Origin of the sequence: Acinetobacter sp. YH01019, assembly GCF_013420285.1 — a bacterium.
Lineage (GTDB): Bacteria > Pseudomonadota > Gammaproteobacteria > Pseudomonadales > Moraxellaceae > Acinetobacter > Acinetobacter gandensis.
Genome location: NZ_VOYM01000023.1, coordinates 1 through 18,439 on the forward strand (window position 1 = coordinate 1; position 18,439 = coordinate 18,439).

Consider the following 18,439-nt stretch of genomic DNA (forward strand, 5'->3'; position numbering starts at 1 on the left):
TGATGCCATTTTTCTTTATACTGTCACTGAGGCAGGTTGGACATTTGATTTCTAGAGTTATTTGCATTTCTCTATTTTATCAAAATTCAACCTGCTTTTTTTCAGCATACTTTTTGAAACACCACCAGATATCAATTGTGGTTAAAATATAATCAGCATACTTTTTGAAACACCACCAAAAGGATTTATCAATATTATGCATGTCAGATTAAATGAATAAACTCATTCAAGTTTTTCTTTTTTATTCAAAACATCCATGCATAAAAAAACCGCTAACCTAAGTCAGCGGTTTTTTTCAGAACGATAAAATTAACCGTTACGGTTACGTTTACGTTCGTTTTCAGTCAACCAACGTTTACGAATACGGATTGACTTAGGTGTTACTTCAACTAACTCGTCATCTTCAATGAATTCAAGTGCTTGTTCAAGCGTGAACTCAATGTTAGGAACAAGTGTTAATGCATCATCAGTACCAGAAGCACGTACGTTTGTTAACTGTTTCGCTTTAGTTGGGTTTACAGTCATGTCGTCTGAACGTGAGTTAATACCTACGATCATACCTTCATAAACTTCTAACTGTGGTTTAGCAAATAGACGACCACGGTCTTGAAGTGTAAACAATGCATAGCCCAAGCAAGTACCTTGAACCATAGAAATCAATACACCGTTTTGACGTTTCGCAACAGTACCTTGTTTCATAGGACCGTAGTGCGAGAAGCTTGATGTCATGATGCCTGTACCTGAAGTCATTGTTAAGAATTCAGAACGGAAACCAATCAAGCCACGTGAAGGAACAGTCGCTTCAATACGGATACGGCCTTTACCGTCAACTTCCATATTTGTCATTTCACCTTTACGGTGACCCATTTGTTCCATTACAGAACCTTGGTGCTGTTCTTCAACGTCAAACGTTACGTTTTCGTAAGGTTCTTGTTTTTCACCATCAACTTCTTTCAAGATTACTTGTGGACGAGATACGCCCATTTCGAAACCTTCACGACGCATGTTTTCAATAAGTACTGAAAGGTGAAGTTCACCACGACCAGATACTTTGAAACGATCTGGACTGTCAGTATCTTCAACACGTAGTGCTACGTTGTGAATCAATTCGCGGTCAAGACGTTCACGAATATTACGTGAAGTTACGAATTTACCTTCTTTACCAGCAAACGGTGAGTTATTTACTTGGAAAGTCATAGACACTGTAGGTTCGTCTACAGAAAGCGCTGGAAGAGCTTCAACTGCTTTTGGATCACAGATTGTGTCAGAGATATGAAGTTCATCAATACCTGTTACACAAACGATATCACCAGCAGAAGCTGATTCTACGTCGATACGTTCTAAACCATGGTAACCCATGATTTTTAAGATACGGCCGTTACGTGTTTTACCGTCTTTGTCGATTACAGTTACAGGCGTGTTTAATTTCACTGAACCACGTTGAATACGACCAACACCGATAACACCAACGAAACTGTTATAGTCAAGTGAAGACACTTGCATTTGGAATGGACCATCAACGTCTACCGCTGGTGGTTCAACAATGTCTACGATTGTTTGGAACAATGGCGTCATGTCTTCAGCTAGTTCTTCTGGAGATGGACCAGCCACACCACGAAGACCTGAAGCATATACAACTGGGAAGTCTAACTGTTCGTCAGTACCACCAAGGTTGTCGAATAAATCGAATACTTGGTCAATTACCCAGTCTGGACGTGCACTTGGCTTATCCACTTTGTTGATAATTACGATTGGTTTCAAACCACGTGCGAACGCTTTTTGCGTTACGAAACGAGTTTGTGGCATTGGACCTTCTTGAGAGTCAACAAGAAGTAGTACACAGTCAACCATCGACATTACACGTTCAACTTCACCACCGAAGTCGGCGTGTCCCGGGGTGTCCACGATGTTGATACGGTATTCAGTATTTGTACGAGCATCAGTCCATTTAATTGCAGTGTTTTTTGCAAGAATGGTAATACCACGTTCGCTTTCAATAGCGCCCGAATCCATTACACGTTCGATCTCGCCTGCGCGATCGCCAAGAGCACCTGATTGTTGTAAAAGTTTGTCAACTAGAGTTGTTTTACCATGGTCGACGTGCGCGATGATGGCAATGTTACGGAGAGTTTTAATATCTGACATGTTAATTCGATACGCCTAAAGTTTGAGGGCAAATTATACAGAAAAAATATAGATTTTAGTAGTGACAGTTTATTGACAATGACAATTTTTTTGACGACTGACACGCTTTAGGTTTTGTAAAGCTGTGTAAACAGATTAGAATGGCGCCACCTAGCCTTAATTTTCAGTGCCGCATGTCTGATATCAATCAATCTCCCAACCCCAAAGATCAACTTGATTTAGTCTATGGACTTAATGATCGACCTAAACCACTTATCGCGTTTTTAGCAGCATTCCAACATCTATTGGCCATTATTGTCCCAATTGTGACACCTGGTTTGCTGATCTGTTTAGCACTTGGCGTGTCCAAAGAAGACACCAATATGATTCTTTCGATGTCATTGGTGATCTCAGGGATTGCAACGTTCTTGCAATGTAAAAAAGTGGGCCCTTTTGGTGCAGGTCTTCTCATTGTACAGGGCACAAGTTTCAACTTTATTGGACCTATTATTGGTATTGGCTCGGCAATGGTTGCAGCAGGGACACCTGTTGAAGCCGTGATGGCATCAATTTTTGGTGTAGTGATTGCTGGTTCGTTCATTGAAATGGGTGTTTCACGTATTTTACCTTGGGTAAAAAAACTCATCACACCTTTAGTCACCGGTATTGTCGTGTTATTGATTGGTCTTACCTTAATTAAAGAAGGCCTGATCAGCATGGGTGGTGGTTATCAAGCCATGGGGGATAAAACCTTTGCCAATGCAGACAATCTCATCATGTCATGTACAGTTTTGGCACTTATTATCTTACTGAATCGTGTACGTATTACATGGGTGAAAAGTTCTGCCATCTTAATTGCCTTAGTCGTGGGTTATATCCTTGCAGGCTTTATGGGTCATTTGAACTTCGATGGTTTAAAAGATGCGCCGCTTATTCAAGTCCCAACACCTATGCACTTTGGCTTAAGCTTTTCTTGGAGCCTTTTCATTCCAATGGCATTTATCTACCTAGTAACCTCTTTAGAGGCAATTGGTGATATTACTGCCACTTCTAAGCTTTCAAACCAAGCAGTAGATGGCCCTGAATGGATGAAGCGTATTAAAGGTGGTGTATTGGTCAATGGTGCAAATTCATTCCTTGCTGGTATCTTTAACACGTTCCCAAGCTCTGTATTTGCACAAAATAATGGGGTAATTCAGTTAACAGGTGTAGCTAGCCGTTATGTGGGTATTTGGATTGCAGCCTTACTGATCATCTTAGGTTTATTACCCGCTGTTGCTGGGGTTATTCAAGCTGTTCCGCAAGCCGTTTTAGGTGGCGCAGTTATGGTGATGTTTGGTGCTGTAGCAGCATCTGGCATCAATATTTTGTCAGGTGTTCATCTAGATCGTCGTGCCCTACTGATCATCGCTATTTCATTGGCACTAGGTCTAGGTGTTGCACAAGTACCACAAATTCTTGAACACCTTCCTGAATTGTTCCGTAATATCTTCAGTTCAGGCGTTGCAACTGGTGGTATTGCTGCCCTTATTTTGAATATTGTTCTTCCAGAAGTGAAGAAATAAGTTCATTTGTCTTTAACACTGCCTAGGCATTTGCCTGGGCAGTGTTTTTTGTGATGGAGAGATCAATGGATCTAACAAGCGAAGTCGTCATGCGACAAATCGATTTATTGAAAGGTCGGGTGCTCTTTATTAATGCACCGACAGATGACTTATTGAGTCAATTCACTGATGACATCACCGCTTCAATCTGGTGTTGGAATTTTAATGACTACCAATATTTTCAATCACAACAATCAAAAGTACATTTTGGTGTCGAATTTCCCGAGGGTGAATTTGATCAAGCTGTTATTTTTGTACCGAAATCAAAAGAATTACTCAATTACCTTTTACACAATGTTGCAAGTCATTTGAGTGCTGGCTCATCTATTTTTCTAGTCGGGGAGAAAAAAGGTGGCGTAGAACGTGCCGCTAAGCAAATGCAACCTTATGGCAAAACTTTAAAAATTGACAGTGCACGTCACTGTCAAATGTGGCAAACCCATTTAGAAAAGACCATTACTCCTAAACCATTAAGCGAATGGGTACAACAATATACCGTTGATACGCCAAATGGCGAATTAACCATTTGCGCATTGCCAGGTGTCTTTAGTCAGAATCGACTTGATGTCGGTACAGCAACTTTATTACCTTATTTGTCTAAAGTGACATCAGGTAAAATTGCCGACTTTGGCTGTGGCGCTGGGGTGATTAGTGCGTATTTAGCCAAACTCAATCCTAAAAATCGTATTTTTGCGATGGATGTCGATGCTTTTGCATTAACCTCTACACAAATGACGTTTGAGCAAAATCAGCTTGAACCTGAACAACTTGAGATTAAAGCAGTCACAGGCATTCAGGATGCTCCACTATTTTTACATGCCATTGTCAGCAATCCCCCCTTTCATCAAGGGATTCAAACAGACTACAATGCCAGCGAAAATCTCTGCAAGACCTCGCGCAGACACTTAAAGTCTGGGGGTGAACTGTGGATCGTTGCTAACCGATTCCTCAATTACCCAACATTAATTGAGCAAAATTTCGGTCAATGCACAATTAAAGCAGACCAACAAGGTTTTAAAGTTTTGTTTGCGAGCACGCAAAAAAATATTAAGGAATAATGATGAGCGAAACACAACAACCGACCCAGCTTAAACGTAAGCTGGGCGCTCGCCATCTCAATATGATTGCAATTGGTGGCTCAATCGGTACAGGTTTATTCCTTGCATCGGGTGCGACCATTGCCAACGCTGGCCCAGGCGGCGCCCTACTCGCATATTGCTTAATTGGTATCATGATTTACTTCTTGATGACCAGTTTAGGTGAGTTGGCGACACATAACCCTACTTCTGGTGCATTTTTTACCTATGGTACAAAGTATGTCGAAGGTGGCTTTGGCTTCGCATTGGGTTGGAACTATTGGTATAACTGGGCCATTACCGTTGCATTTGAATTGGTTGCAGTCCAATTCATTATGAAATTTTGGTTTCCAGACATTCCAGGTTTCTACTGGAGTGCGATATTCTTAGCAATTATTTTTGCCATTAACGCTTTAACCGTAAAAGGCTTTGGTGAAAGTGAGTTTTTATTCTCATTGGTTAAAGTCGTTGCGATTATTGCATTCATCATCATTGGTTTATTCATGATTGGTAAGATCATGCTTACTTCTGATGTCCCTGCATTTGCAAACTGGACCAAAGGTGAAGCACCATTTGTAGGTGGTCTCCAAGCATTGATTGGTGTGGCGATGATTGCAGGATTCTCTTTCCAAGGGACAGAGATGGTTGGTGTTGCTGCTGGTGAATCTAAAGATCCTAAGAAAACGATTCCTGTTGCGATTAAACAAATCTTCTGGCGTATTTTATTGTTCTATGTAGTGTGTATTTTCATCATTGGTACGCTCATTGCCTACGATGATCCACGTCTATTACAAGCTGCAGCGACAGACAACATTACCCTTTCACCTTTTACGCTCCTTTATGAAAAAGCAGGTTTTGCATTTGCTGCCAGCTTAATGAATGCCGTGATTCTCACTGCAATTCTATCAGCTGGTAACTCTGGCATGTATTCTTCTACACGTATGCTGTTTGATATGGCACGTAAAGGTAGCGCACCAAAATGGTTTGCACGCCTTGACCCCCGTGGCGTACCAATGAATGCACTGTATGCGACAACTGCTATTGCAGCGCTATGCTTCTTAACCACATTCTTAGGTGAGCAAGAAGTATTTAACTGGTTGCTCAACATGTCTGGTATGTGTGGCTTTATCGTTTGGTTAGGTATTGCAATTTCACATTACCGCTTCCGTAAAGGCTATTTAGCACAAGGTTATAAACTTGAAGACCTCGCATACAAAGCCAAGTTCTTCCCTTTCGCACCTTGGTTTGCATTCATTTTATGTGCCATTGTTGTCCTAGGTCAAAACTATCAAGCGGTTCAATCTGGTGACTGGATGGGAGTTTTATCTACCTATATCAGCCTTCCATTGTTCCTTGCGATCTGGCTTGGATATAAATGGAAAAATAAAACCAAATTAGTTGCGTATCAAGAAATGGATGTTAAACCCATGAATGTTGATCAAGACTAAATATTTAAAAAGCAGCTTTCGAGCTGCTTTTTTTATCCTAGAAATTTAATATTTTTATAAATTTACACGTCTGTAAATTCTTCAGCTCTCATTACAAAATTTCGATCATCAATGACGATTACTTGCTGACATATACCAGGCTGTTCGCGTTGCTGCTGAAACAGACCTGCAGACATTGCATCAAAACTATCAAAAAAACAAATCTCATGCTCATCCATAGAATAAATGAGCGAATGATTCCCCACCCCCTCTAAAGTATCGTAATACACAATAACAAAGCGTCCAGCTTCAACATGCTGCTGGATTTCTTGATAGCCCAAGACACCATTTACAGGAATATTTAATTCATTTGCTTCAAGATAACATTCAATTTCAGTTTGATGCTGTTCAGGATCATGTTCTGTAAAAAAATCCACATCAAGTCCAAGTTTTTTAAGGCCAACAGCAAGTGCAATTCCAAAGGTACCATCTTGATTATTATATCTACACAATTGGACTAAATCCGTAATATCAAGATCAACACCATAGTGATGAAAGATCATCCAAATTGCATAAATACCACCATTGGCTTCTAAATTTTGTAAATCTTCTGGGATATCAATGCTCATGAATACACTCAATTTTACTGAATATTACATTTTACTTATATTTAAGCATAAAAAAAGCGGCTCATCAGAGCCGCTTTTCTTTACCTAAGTAAAACTCAAATTATTGAGCTTGACCAGGTTGAGCCACTACAGTACGGCTACCAGAAATAGTCGCGAATACACGACGGTTCATAGCACGGCCTTCTTTAGTGTTGTTGTCAGCGATTGGTTGATCCCATGCAAAGCCTTGAGTAGAAAGACGAGCTGGATCTACGTTGTATTCGTTAACAAGTGAAGATTTAACAGAGTTAGCACGAGCAAGTGATAAACGTTCGTTTAGAGCACGTGGACCAGTGTTATCTGTGTGACCTTCGATGTTTGCTGTAGCGTTAGGGTATTCAACTAACTTTTCAGCAACTTTAGCGATTTCAGGTTTGTATTGATCTTTGATGTTTGATTTGTTTGTATCAAAGAACACACGAAGTTCCATGTTAAGGTCTTCAGTCAACTCTTGTGGAGCTGGAGCTACAGGAGCTACAGGAGCTACAGGAGCAACTTCAACTACAGGAGCAGCTGGTTTAAGGTGACCACCAAGAACTACGTTAAGACCAGCTAAAGCTGTATAGTTCCAGAAATCTTCGTCAATGTTGTAAGTAGCACGAGCTTCAGTACGTAGAGATAAAGCATCGTTTAAGCGCCAGAAAGCACCTAGACCAGCATTACCCAAAGTACCTTCTTCAGTAGTACCACGGTCAGTACCAGCACCACGAGCATTTACGTCGTCAAATTTGTATTTGTAGTGACCAGCACCTAACAATACATATGGCTTAACTTTGCTGTCGTAGTTTTTAGTGATCAAATCAGAAGTAGCATAGAAGTTACCATTGATTTGAGTTTGTTTGTACTCACCCCAATCAGTATCCACATCGCCTTTAACTTGGTTGTATTCAGCTTCGAAACCTAACCATGGAGTTAATTCAACACCAAGTGCTGCACCAACAAACAAGTCGTCTTGTAGCTCAGGACTTTCAGTTAAGTTACCGCGGCTGTTGTTGTGTTGAGAATCTTGGAAAGTGTAACCAAGCATTAATGGAGTAACAGTTACGCCTGCGTTTGCAGCTGCTAAAGGAGCAGCTACGAGCATTGCTAATGCAATACGACTCATTTTCATGGATTTATCCTCCAGAGATAACAATTGTTGTTCAAGCTCAAGCCGAAAAATTGGCTATCCTGAGATAGGCTTTCTTATACCCCAGTTTTTTTTTTAAGCTATTCACGCTGAATCATACAAACACTTTATTCTTTTTCCAAGTGCTTGATTAATCTAATCAAGTAAATTATTGACAAAATTACTTACAATTTCCGTTGTAATTCGGTAAATTTTCACTCAATTCTGAGCAGCGAATCGCCTATTGTCACTTGCTATTTTTATTTTAACAGCTTTATCAAAAATTGAGTAATAAAATTCTATACTCAAAATTCATAAAACGATCAAAGCATATTTATAACACTAGACAAAGAAAAATAATATTAAAATTAGGATTAAATAAATGTTTTATATAATAAAAAATGGTTTTACACTATTTGAGATCATTATTACCATTCTCATTATCGCCATCATTACAACAATTGCATTGCCTCACTTCCATAAAATGATGGCAGAACGAGAAATCAAGAAAGTTAAAGCAACAATTATCAGCTCAAGCCATTATGCACGTAACCATGCATCTCTATACCATGCAAACATTGTGATATGCCCAACGCCTGATCTAAAACAATGTCAATCCAGTCATTGGAATACAGGCTTTTTAATTTTTATCGATCAAAATAAGAATCGACAAGTTGATTCGAATGAAAAAATTTTATACCAAGAAGCACTCAACCTAAAATATGGTGATTTAAATTGGCGCGGAACGCTCAGCACTCCAAGTTTAACCTTTCAAGCTTTATCCGGTTTACCCATTGGTTCTAATGGGAGCTTTTATTATTGTTCTAAATCTGATCTTCCACATCAAAGAATCATTATGAGCAAGATGGCACACATACGAATCGAAAATCCATCGACATGCTAGAGAACCGATGCGTCTACGAACATCTTTGAATTTCACTTTATTCAAAGCTAATTTTGCCTATACTGCTTTGGATTTTGAAATTTTAAACAGAACAATGGAAGCATAAAAATGACAGAAATCGTAATTGTAAATGGTGCACGTACTGCAATGGGTGGTTTCCAAGGCAGCCTAGCATCTGTAACCGCACCTGAACTTGGTGCTGTAACAATCAAAGAAGCTGTAGCTCGCTCTGGTTTACAAGCAAATGATATTGAAGAAGTGATTATGGGCTGTGTTCTACCTGCTGGATTGAAGCAAGGTCCTGCACGCCAAGCTATGCGACAAGCTGGACTACCGGATAGTACAGGCGCAGTTACGATTAATAAGCTATGCGGTTCAGGTATGAAGGCCGTAATGCAAGCAGCAGATATGATTAAAGCCGGTTCTGCAAATTTCGTAGTTGCTGGTGGTATGGAATCTATGAGTAATGCACCTTATGTCCTCACTAAAGCACGTTCAGGTTATCGCATGGGCCATGGTGACGTTAAAGATCACATGTTCCTTGATGGATTAGAAGATGCTGAAACAGGCCGCCTAATGGGTTCATTTGCTCAAGACATGGCAAATACAAAAGGTTATACCCGTGAACAAATGGATGACTTTGCGATCCGTTCACTGAAACGTGCGCAAACTGCAATCAATGAAGGTTACTTTGCCGATGAAATCGTACCTGTTACAGTTTCAACTCGTAAAGGCGATGTGGTCATTGATAAAGATGAACAACCTTTTAACGCTAATTTAGAAAAAATCCCAACATTACGTCCCGCGTTTGCCAAAGATGGCACCATTACCGCGGCTAATGCCAGTTCAATTTCTGATGGGGCTTCTGCGTTGGTGCTTACTTCGGCAGAACAAGCAGCAAGCAAAGGTTTAAGTCCTTTAGCTAAAATCGTGGCTTATGCCTCAAACTCACAGCATCCATCAGAATTTACCATTGCGCCTGTTGGTGCCATTCAAAAAGTTTTAAATCAAACTGGTTGGTCTGTTGCGGATGTTGACCTGTGGGAAATCAATGAAGCTTTTGCCATGGTAACCATGTGTCCGATAGATGAATTCAAATTAGACCCAGAAAAAGTCAATATTCATGGCGGTGCTTGTGCACTAGGCCATCCTGTCGGCTCTACCGGTTCACGTATCATTTTGACTTTGATTCATGCACTGAAACGCACAGGTGGCAAACGTGGTATTGCAGCCCTATGCATTGGTGGTGGCGAAGCAACTGCTGTGGCGATTGAACTGCTTTAATTTACTGTTTTAATTCTCCCTCCCTCGGGGAGAGAGCTAGAGAGAGGGGCTTTTACTCCCCTTCCTATAGAATTTTAAATCCCTCTTTTGAGGGATTTTTTTACTTACATTTTTTAATTGTTGCATCATTTAAAGTTAAGCAAAGCATCCTAATATTTAAAGTTATACATAACAAAAAATGGATATTTACTATGCAGCTAAATCACTACTTGAATTTTCAAGGCAATACCGAGGCAGCCTTTAATTTTTATCGTTCTGTATTTTGTGGAGAATTCCTCAATATGATGCGTTATGGTGATATGCCTGCCGAGGAAGGCATTTCACTATCCGATGCAGATCAGCAAAAGATTATGCATATTTCCCTGCCAATCAATGAATTTACCGTGCTGATGGCCTCAGATGTCAACGAACAATTTTGTGCACAAACCAACCAACCCTTTACAGTAGGTAGCAATCATTATATTTCGATTAATTTAGAAAGCAGTGAACAAGCTGAAGCCAAACGATTGTTTGATGCATTGTCCAAAGGTGGCTCTATAGAAATGCCTCTCGAAAAGACCTTTTGGGGTGCACTCTATGGCGCATTTACCGATCAGTTCGGTATTAAATGGATGGTCAATTGCCAGCTTGAAAACGAATAATCACTCATTAAAAGTATTTCGATCAATAAAAAAGCCTCCGAACGGAGGCTTTTTCAATCAATCACGGCACTTAAGCACCTGTTTGATAATGCGCTTGCGGCACCGCAGTTGAAGCTTGGTAAGGATTCGTAAAATCACCTAAACCTGCAGCAGCTTCAGTAATATCCTTGCCTTCTTTAACCACAAAACTATCAAAACCTGAACGTTTCATGTAATTCAACACATCTTTAAAGACATCACCTGTTGCACGAAGTTCACCTTGGAAACCTTGGCGACGTAACAATGCAGCAAATGAATAGCCACGACCATCATTAAAGCCTGCAAAATCGATGAAAATTGTATCTAGCTGATCTAATGGAAATTGATGATCTTCAGGAGATGCATCAACTGTAACGAATAAACCTTTTTTACCGCTAATATTCGCCAATTGATCTAATTGCTCAACGGTTAAGACTACATCACCTTGTGGCAACACACCATCTTCACCAATCACTTGATAGGTATTATTAGTAACAGAGCCATCTTTAGTGAGGACTTGAAGTGCGGTATTAAGCATATGCACGCTCCTTAAATGGTTGAATACCAACACGGCGGTAAGTATCAATAAACTCTTCACCTTCAGTACGAAGATCAAGATAAGTATTTAAAATTTCATCAATAATATCTGGTACAACGTCAGCCGCAAATGATGGGCCAAGAATATCGCCAATTGAAGCATCATGATCCGCATTACCACCTAAGGTAATTTGGTAGAATTCAGCGCCTTTTTTATCTACACCTAAAATACCAATGTTACCTACATGGTGGTGACCACAAGCATTCATACAACCTGAAATATTCAAGTCGATTTTGCCAAGGTTATAAATGGTATCGAGATCGTCAAAACGACGTGAAATCGCTTCAGAAATTGGAATTGATTTCGCATTTGCCAATGAACAGAAATCACCACCTGGGCAGCAAATAATGTCTGTTAAGAAGCCAATGTGTGCACGTGCCAAATTGTGTTGATCAAGGATTTTCCACAATTCGAATAAATCTTTTTGCGGTACATCAACAAGTGCAATATTTTGTTCATGCGTCGTACGGAACTCACCAAAAGTATATTTATCAGCAAGATCTGCAATCAAATTCATTTCTTCAACAGTCATATCACCCGGTGCAATACCCGCACGTTTCAGTGAAATGGTCACAATACGATAGCCTTTAACTTTATGCGCATTGGTGTTGATATTGAACCATTGTTTGAATTTTGGCTCAGCTGCAAATTGTTCACCAAAGTCTTCATCTGCATAGTCTTGATAATCAAATGGTGTGAAGTTCTCATCCATTTTTTTCAAGGTGTCTGCATCAACTTTTAAAGTCTTGATGGTGTGTGCAAATTCAGCTTCAACTTTTTCAGCAAATACAGCTGGTGTCAGTGCTTTCACTAAAATTTTGATACGCGCTTTATATTTATTGTCACGACGACCATGCAAGTTATAGACACGAAGAACGGCTTCTAGGTATGCAATAAGGTCTTCACGTGGCAAGAAATCACGAATAAAGCTACCAATGACAGGTGTGCGGCCTAAACCACCACCGACTTTAATTTTGTAGCCGATCTCACCTGCTTCATTTTTCACGATATACACACCGATATCATGGAAAGATGTTGCAGCACGGTCAGTTTCTTCAAGTGCAGACACTGCAATTTTGAACTTACGAGGCAAGAATGCAAATTCAGGATGGAATGTTGACCATTGACGAATCAATTCACACGTTGGGCGTGGGTCAGCAATTTCACCTGCAACCACACCTGCATATTGGTCAGTCGTGGTATTTCGAATACAGTTCCCTGAGGTTTGAATCGCATGCATTTGAACAGATGCAAGCTCTTGCAACATGTCAGGTACGTTTTCTAGTGCAGGCCAGTTGAACTGAATGTTTTGACGTGTTGAAACGTGCGCATAACCACGGTCGTAGTCTTGAGCAAGTTGTGCAATTTTACGTAATTGTTTTGAGTTCATTAGACCATAAGGCACAGCAACACGCAGCATTGGCGCATAACGTTGTACATAAAGGCCATTTTGAAGACGCAGTGGACGGTACTCATCTTCCGTCAATTTGCCTGCTAAATAACGTTCCGTTTGATCACGGAACTGTGCAACACGTTCATTAACCAGTTGCTGGTCAAAATCAGTATATAAATACATGGCGTACAGCTAGTAATTTCTATTATAACGGTGCACAGCATAACGAGATTTGATCTATCAAGAAAATGCGTTTTTTACATATTTAATAGCGATTTTATTGATAAGACAATCGTAATTTCACTGATATAGCGGATTGCAGACACTCATTTCATCTATTGCTCTATATTGATTATTTTTATCATTGCTTAGCACATTTACTCATATACAGTTACATAAAAAAAAGCCCGACGAATCGGACTTTCTTTTTCTTGGTTTTTTAAAGCCAATTATTTTTTATCTGGTAAAGCATAGGCCACTAAATAGTCACCCATTTTAGTACCAAATGAACCATGTCCACCGGCCATAATCACAACATATTGCTTACCATTCACTTCATAAGTCATAGGTGTCGCTTGACCACCTGCAGGTAAACGCCCTTCCCACAAAGTATCGCCATTGGTTACATTGATTGCGCGCATATAGTTATCTTGCGTACCACCAACAAACATCACATTACCCGCAGTCGAAATTGAACCACCAAGACCAGGAACACCAATTTTTACTGCTGGAAGTTGGAATAAATTTGGAAGACTGTCGCGAATCGTCCCGATACGTTTTTTCCAAACAACTTCATGGGTATTTAAATCAACACCTGCAGTAAAGCCCCAAGATGGTTGTTTACAAGGTAGACCAAGTGGTGACAAGAAGGCTTTAATTTCTACACCATAAGGTACACCATACATCGGTTGAACGCCTTGTTCAGTACCTGCACCTTTCGCTGTTTGCGCGCGGTTCGGATCTGTAGGAATCAACTTAGTCACAAATGGCAAGCCAATTGGGTTCATCACAGCCACTTGACGGTCTTGGTTGACCGACATCCCCCCCCATTCAAATACACCCAAGTTACCTGGGAATACTAAAGTACCGTTTTCTGAAGGTGGAGTGTAAATGCCATCATAGTTCAATGATTTGAAGTAAACACGACACATCAACTGGTCAAACATGGTTGCGCCCCACATTTGTTTATCCGTCAACTTATCTTTTGGTGCTAAATCAAAATCTGAGAAGGGTTGAGTTGCTGAGTAGCGCTCACCTTTGGTTTGTGGACCACGTTTCACAGTTTGTGGCACAGGTTTCTCAGTGATTGGAACAATTGCTTTACCTGTACGACGGTCGAGTACGAACGCGTTACCAGTTTTAGTCAAGACATAAATCGCAGGTACTGTATTTCCTGATTTATCTTTGATATCCGCCAATGAAGGTTGCGATGGTACGTCCATATCCCACAAATCATGATGGGTTGTTTGGAAGTTCCAAATCAATTTACCTGTCGATGCATTTAATGCCAACATTGAGTTCGCATAACGCTCATCAAGTTCAGTCCGATGACCACCATAAATATCTGGTGTGCCTACCCCTGTTGGTACATAAACAATATCGAGTTTTTCGTCATAAGCCAAAGGTGCCCATGCATTCGGAGAGGCTACAGAGAATTTTTGACCTTCGCCCGGCATGGCATTTGGATCTTGCGCACCAGTATCAAAAATCCACAACAATTCACCTGTGTTGACATCGTAACCACGAATAACACCTGATGGTTCTTTAGTCGAGAAGTTATCTGTAGTTGAACCGCCAATCACAATGGTTGTGCCAGTTACAACTGGAGGTGAAGTTGGAATATAACCACCTGGATACGGATAAGGCATATCTTTTTGTAGATCGACCTGACCATTATGACCAAAGTCAGTACATGCTTTACCTGTATCTGCATTCACCGCAACCAAACGACCATCGTTCACTGGTAAGATCACTTTACGTGGACATTCTGTTGAGCTTGAACGTTTGTTGACTAAACTTTTTGCAAATTGAGTCGTGTTCGCTGCATCAAAATAAGATACGCCACGACAAGTTAAATGTTGATAGGTATTATCCGCTTTAAGCTTAGGATCAAATACCCATTTTTCTTTGCCTGTCGCAGGATCAAGCGCAATTAAACGTTGATGTGTTGTACACATAAACATGTTGTTGCCAACTTTAATTGGCGTCACCTGATTGGTAGTTTCACCTGAGTCATTTTCTGTTGGCATTTCACCAGTACGGAAAGTCCAGGCAACTTCCAAATCTTTCACGTTGTCGCTATTGATTTGAGTCAATGGTGAATAACGTACCCCACCCTGAGTACGACCATAGGCAGGCCAATCTTCAGGAGCAACCCCCTCAATTGCCGCAGCAGCTTGAGGCTGAGTATTTTTAATTTCACCATGTATTTCTTGTGGATCATTAAAAATAGAATAAATCATCACCACAATGGCAATAGCTAAAGTACTTGATAAAGCAATTTTGCTGGTTTTACTGTCCAACATGCCACGAGTGACTGCTGGAATTAACAACCAAAGGCCCAGTAAACCTAAAATATCAAAACGTGGTGCAAGTGCCCAGAAGTCTGAACCGACTTCCCAAAGTCCCCAAATGATCGTACCAATCATCAATATGGCATAAATATATAGGGAAGAGCTTTGATTTTTTCTTAAGAATACAGCTGATGCAAACATCAACAGACCAGCAATGATGTAGTACCAAGACCCACCAAGGACTGCCAGCCAGATACCACCAAAAAGAAGAACAAGACCGAATATTGCCATCACAACGACGGTAAATGTTCGCATTCCTGTTCCAGTAGATGGATTACTCATGTTGACCACCTCTATTATCGAATGTTTTACAATGCGTATAAATAAGCTCATACGCATCACCTTGATCTGTCGCAAAAAGAAGCTGTTAAAAAAACAATTCGATATAGAGTATTTTTTTATCCTAATGCACTAGATTGAATTGCTTTTATAAAAACTTTTTTTACGCAAAAATTAAAATGCTGTTTGGAACTTCAGACCGCCCACCCAAGCATTTTCACCATTTTTATATGCACCAACATGACGAACATATTGCACATTTGGACGAATGGTTAACCAGTTTGTTGCATGGATGCCGTAATAAATTTCGGCATCGTATTCTTCACTACGACCATCATTGAGGTCATCATTGATGCTAATACGGGCAAGACCTACTGCGATTTCATCTTTGGGACGCGCATCGAATGCGCCTTTGTAGACCAAGCCAATATTTTGCATATCGCTTACATTATTGGTTTTAGTATCGTGCACGGTGGCATTGATAAACCCAGTTAAGCCACGTGATGTGTCTTCTTGATGTGCAGTTAATTGTTGTTTCGCAACGACCCAGCCACCTTGATGATGATCTTTTTCTTTGTTTGTGTTAGCAACTACATCTGCGTCAGCAGTGATGTAGTAATAACCAGCACGGTATTCACCTGGTAATTTTTGTTCGCCTACTTTGGGTGTCCATACCACTTCAGCAGGTATAATCGCACCTTTAGAACCATCAGTACTCAGATTAAAACCTTTACTGCGTTTTAAGTTTTCAGGGTTGTATTCATACACACCTGTTTGTACATAAACTTCTGGGTTTAGGTTGTATTTAACACGAGCCGCCCATTGTGAAACTGGCCAGTTGTACCATTGGTCGCCCACCCAGTTACCTACTTGTGAGCCACATAGAGCTAAGTTCTGAAAATCACAATCGAAACTGTTGAAATCCTCACCTTCACCAAAACGACCGACTTTAATATCTAATTTTTGGTCTAAGAATTTTTTCTTGATCCAAAAGTCTGTTAAACGCCAAGTTTGACCGCGACCCCATACCTCTTGTGCTGAGCTTAAATGTCCATTTTCAACACCTGTAGATTGGCCATTTAAAGCACCAGAGGTTTGAGAGAGAGATCGACCATTACGCTCTGTAATGTTAATTTGCGCTTCGGTATCCTTCCAGCCTGCTATCTCTTCTAAGTCTAAGTGAGCACCTATAACAAATTGATCTGCATATTCAGTGCCATGACTTGAGGCATATTTTGAATCGAGCAAAGTGGCTAATTCACCACCGTAGCCAAAATTAAAATCATAACCTTTATTTTGCAATTCAGTTCTTTTTCCATTCCAATCACCAAGCATCCATTGGCTTTCAGCACTAAAGGCTGAGTTTCCAGCAGCAAAAGTCATACTTGATACGATTGAAGTTAGGGCGGCTGCAACTACGGTAAATTTGGGAGAGAAGCACATATAGCAGACCTACTTATTTATAGATATTTTGTATATATTACACCTATTTTTTGTAGCTTTGTTTAACTTTTTTATTTTGATTTAATTTACCTCTTGGTAAAAATAGCCAAGTTATTAAAAACATTCTGTATTTTTTACCATTTTCCTTCGCCTATTTTTTGCCCCACATGCAAATAACGATTTTGTGAGCGAGAAAACTTTATTGGACAAGCTAATTGACGTTCTGTCTGTGCCGAATTTGTATCCAAAGGAACATCGACCGTCCAATCCCGTTGCAATGCCAACGCTGAATCTAATGCTTCATCTAAATGAAGTACCGGTTCAACACAGACATCTGTATTTTCAAATAAGCTTAGCCAATGATGTAAATCCTGTTGGATGATTTTTTCCTGAATTGCCATTTTGACTTGTTTACGATCATCTGCATCAAATGAAGCGCCTTTTTCAAGCAATATTGGAAGTTCTAAAAGCTGTGCCAAACCCGAAGTAAATTGTGGCTCTAAACTACCAATGGATAGATAACGTGCATCTTTTGTTTGGTAATAATCATAAAAACTGCCACCATTTAAATAAGATTGCTCTGGCGCAGCGGCAACACTTGCGGCCAAAACACCTGAAGCTGCCATATTATTGAGACTGACTACACAATCAGTCATGGAAATATCGATAAATTGCCCCTGCCCGCTGCGTGCACGTTCATAAACTGCCGCAAGAATAGCAATGACAGCATGTAATGAACCACCCGCCACATCCGCAATTTGCACGCCTAAAGCTGGCGGTCCACCGTCAATACGCCCACTGTGTCCTGATATACCAGATAATGCGAGATAATTTATATCGTGTCCGGCCTTATCTTTATATGGGCCACTTTGACCATAACCTGTAATGGAACAATAAATCAGTCGCGGATTGATCTCACTTAAAGTGTCATAACCCAGTCCTAAACGCTGCATCACACCGGGACGGAATTGTTCTAAGACAATGTCGTAATCAGAAATTTTTGATTTAATCAGTTCTACATTTTCAGAAAGTTTTAAATCGAGTGCGATGGATTGCTTGTTGCGATTGAGATAACTATGCGAAGTCGCCTGTCCATTGGCATAAGGTGGCATCATTCGAATAAGGTCTGGACGCGTCGGTGATTCAATATGCACAACATCTGCGCCCATGTCCGCCAGATACATGGTGGCAAAAGGCCCTGGCAAAAGTGTAGAAAAATCGAGAACTTTCAATCCTTTTAAAGCTGCTTCCATTGGAGTTTTTACTCTATTTGTGTTGATTTTTCATTCATGTTAGAAA

General features: G+C 40.3%; 14 protein-coding genes. 6 read left to right on the forward strand and 8 right to left on the reverse strand.

What is annotated here, in order from left to right; translation table 11 throughout:
* Window positions 1-309: 309 nt before the first annotated feature.
* A complete protein-coding gene (gene typA / locus FTT84_RS07585; protein WP_067764897.1) occupies window positions 310-2,145 on the reverse strand; it encodes a translational GTPase TypA in 1,836 nt (611 codons plus the stop codon).
* Window positions 2,146-2,318: 173 nt separating this feature from the next.
* Between typA and FTT84_RS07590 the strand changes: the two genes are divergently transcribed.
* The 3 genes from FTT84_RS07590 (at window position 2,319) to FTT84_RS07600 (ending at window position 6,252) form a co-directional block, all read left to right on the forward strand.
* Window positions 2,319-3,689 carry a uracil-xanthine permease family protein gene (locus tag FTT84_RS07590; protein ID WP_180058022.1) on the forward strand — a complete coding sequence of 457 codons (1,371 nt, stop codon included), beginning with the start codon at window positions 2,319-2,321 and terminating at the stop codon, window positions 3,687-3,689.
* A gap of 65 nt (window positions 3,690-3,754) precedes the next feature.
* Window positions 3,755-4,786, forward strand: a complete 1,032-nt coding sequence (locus FTT84_RS07595) for a methyltransferase (RefSeq protein ID WP_067764902.1) — start codon at window positions 3,755-3,757, stop codon at window positions 4,784-4,786.
* Window positions 4,787-4,788: 2 nt separating this feature from the next.
* On the forward strand, window positions 4,789-6,252 hold the full coding sequence (locus tag FTT84_RS07600; protein ID WP_067764905.1) for an amino acid permease: 1,464 nt from the start codon (window positions 4,789-4,791) through the stop codon (window positions 6,250-6,252).
* A 62-nt stretch (window positions 6,253-6,314) separates the two neighbouring features.
* Here the strand turns inward: FTT84_RS07600 and FTT84_RS07605 are convergent, their stop codons facing one another.
* Together FTT84_RS07605 and omp38 are read right to left on the reverse strand one after the other, a co-directional pair.
* Window positions 6,315-6,860, reverse strand: a complete 546-nt coding sequence (locus tag FTT84_RS07605) for a peptidase C39 (RefSeq protein ID WP_180058024.1) — start codon at window positions 6,858-6,860, stop codon at window positions 6,315-6,317.
* 100 nt (window positions 6,861-6,960) lie between these two features.
* The gene (gene omp38, locus FTT84_RS07610) at window positions 6,961-8,010 is read right to left on the reverse strand and encodes an outer membrane protein Omp38 (protein ID WP_067764911.1); all 1,050 of its coding nucleotides are present in this window, start codon (window positions 8,008-8,010) and stop codon (window positions 6,961-6,963) included.
* Between the two features lie 379 nt (window positions 8,011-8,389).
* Between omp38 and FTT84_RS07615 the strand changes: the two genes are divergently transcribed.
* The 3 genes from FTT84_RS07615 (at window position 8,390) to FTT84_RS07625 (ending at window position 10,836) form a co-directional block, all read left to right on the forward strand.
* Window positions 8,390-8,911 (forward strand): GspH/FimT family protein, encoded by a 522-nt coding sequence (locus FTT84_RS07615; protein WP_180058026.1) that lies wholly within the window; start codon window positions 8,390-8,392, stop codon window positions 8,909-8,911.
* Between the two features lie 108 nt (window positions 8,912-9,019).
* Window positions 9,020-10,195, forward strand: a complete 1,176-nt coding sequence (locus FTT84_RS07620; RefSeq protein ID WP_180058028.1) for a thiolase family protein — start codon at window positions 9,020-9,022, stop codon at window positions 10,193-10,195.
* Window positions 10,196-10,386: 191 nt separating this feature from the next.
* The gene (locus FTT84_RS07625; RefSeq protein WP_180058030.1) at window positions 10,387-10,836 is read left to right on the forward strand and encodes a VOC family protein; all 450 of its coding nucleotides are present in this window, start codon (window positions 10,387-10,389) and stop codon (window positions 10,834-10,836) included.
* A gap of 70 nt (window positions 10,837-10,906) precedes the next feature.
* Here FTT84_RS07625 and FTT84_RS07630 read toward each other — a convergent pair whose 3' ends face one another.
* The 5 genes from FTT84_RS07630 to FTT84_RS07650 form a co-directional block, all read right to left on the reverse strand.
* Window positions 10,907-11,392 (reverse strand): DUF934 domain-containing protein, encoded by a 486-nt coding sequence (locus tag FTT84_RS07630; RefSeq protein WP_067764923.1) that lies wholly within the window; start codon window positions 11,390-11,392, stop codon window positions 10,907-10,909.
* Entirely contained in the window at window positions 11,385-13,028 is a 1,644-nt protein-coding gene (locus FTT84_RS07635; RefSeq protein ID WP_180058032.1) for a nitrite/sulfite reductase, read from the reverse strand. Before FTT84_RS07635 ends, FTT84_RS07630 begins: the two co-directional genes overlap by 8 nt.
* Before the next feature lie 266 nt (window positions 13,029-13,294).
* Entirely contained in the window at window positions 13,295-15,700 is a 2,406-nt protein-coding gene (locus FTT84_RS07640; RefSeq protein ID WP_180058034.1) for a glucose/quinate/shikimate family membrane-bound PQQ-dependent dehydrogenase, read from the reverse strand.
* Between the two features lie 171 nt (window positions 15,701-15,871).
* Complete coding sequence (locus FTT84_RS07645; protein ID WP_257222869.1) at window positions 15,872-17,080, reverse strand: carbohydrate porin; 1,209 nt, start codon at window positions 17,078-17,080, stop codon at window positions 15,872-15,874.
* A 194-nt stretch (window positions 17,081-17,274) separates the two neighbouring features.
* Window positions 17,275-18,393 (reverse strand): CaiB/BaiF CoA-transferase family protein, encoded by a 1,119-nt coding sequence (locus FTT84_RS07650; protein WP_180058038.1) that lies wholly within the window; start codon window positions 18,391-18,393, stop codon window positions 17,275-17,277.
* Between the last annotated feature and the right edge of the window lie 46 nt (window positions 18,394-18,439).

Coding starts and splice junctions, on each gene's coding strand:
- FTT84_RS07640 (WP_180058034.1), bottom strand. CDS start 15,700: ATGAGTAATCCATCTACTGGAACAGGAATGCGAACATTTACCGTCGTT.
- FTT84_RS07625 (WP_180058030.1), top strand. CDS start 10,387: ATGCAGCTAAATCACTACTTGAATTTTCAAGGCAATACCGAGGCAGCC.
- omp38 (WP_067764911.1), bottom strand. CDS start 8,010: ATGAAAATGAGTCGTATTGCATTAGCAATGCTCGTAGCTGCTCCTTTA.
- FTT84_RS07635 (WP_180058032.1), bottom strand. CDS start 13,028: ATGTATTTATATACTGATTTTGACCAGCAACTGGTTAATGAACGTGTT.
- FTT84_RS07595 (WP_067764902.1), top strand. CDS start 3,755: ATGGATCTAACAAGCGAAGTCGTCATGCGACAAATCGATTTATTGAAA.
- FTT84_RS07600 (WP_067764905.1), top strand. CDS start 4,789: ATGAGCGAAACACAACAACCGACCCAGCTTAAACGTAAGCTGGGCGCT.
- FTT84_RS07645 (WP_257222869.1), bottom strand. CDS start 17,080: ATGACTTTTGCTGCTGGAAACTCAGCCTTTAGTGCTGAAAGCCAATGG.
- FTT84_RS07615 (WP_180058026.1), top strand. CDS start 8,390: ATGTTTTATATAATAAAAAATGGTTTTACACTATTTGAGATCATTATT.
- typA (WP_067764897.1), bottom strand. CDS start 2,145: ATGTCAGATATTAAAACTCTCCGTAACATTGCCATCATCGCGCACGTC.
- FTT84_RS07650 (WP_180058038.1), bottom strand. CDS start 18,393: ATGGAAGCAGCTTTAAAAGGATTGAAAGTTCTCGATTTTTCTACACTT.
- FTT84_RS07630 (WP_067764923.1), bottom strand. CDS start 11,392: ATGCTTAATACCGCACTTCAAGTCCTCACTAAAGATGGCTCTGTTACT.
- FTT84_RS07620 (WP_180058028.1), top strand. CDS start 9,020: ATGACAGAAATCGTAATTGTAAATGGTGCACGTACTGCAATGGGTGGT.
- FTT84_RS07590 (WP_180058022.1), top strand. CDS start 2,319: ATGTCTGATATCAATCAATCTCCCAACCCCAAAGATCAACTTGATTTA.
- FTT84_RS07605 (WP_180058024.1), bottom strand. CDS start 6,860: ATGAGCATTGATATCCCAGAAGATTTACAAAATTTAGAAGCCAATGGT.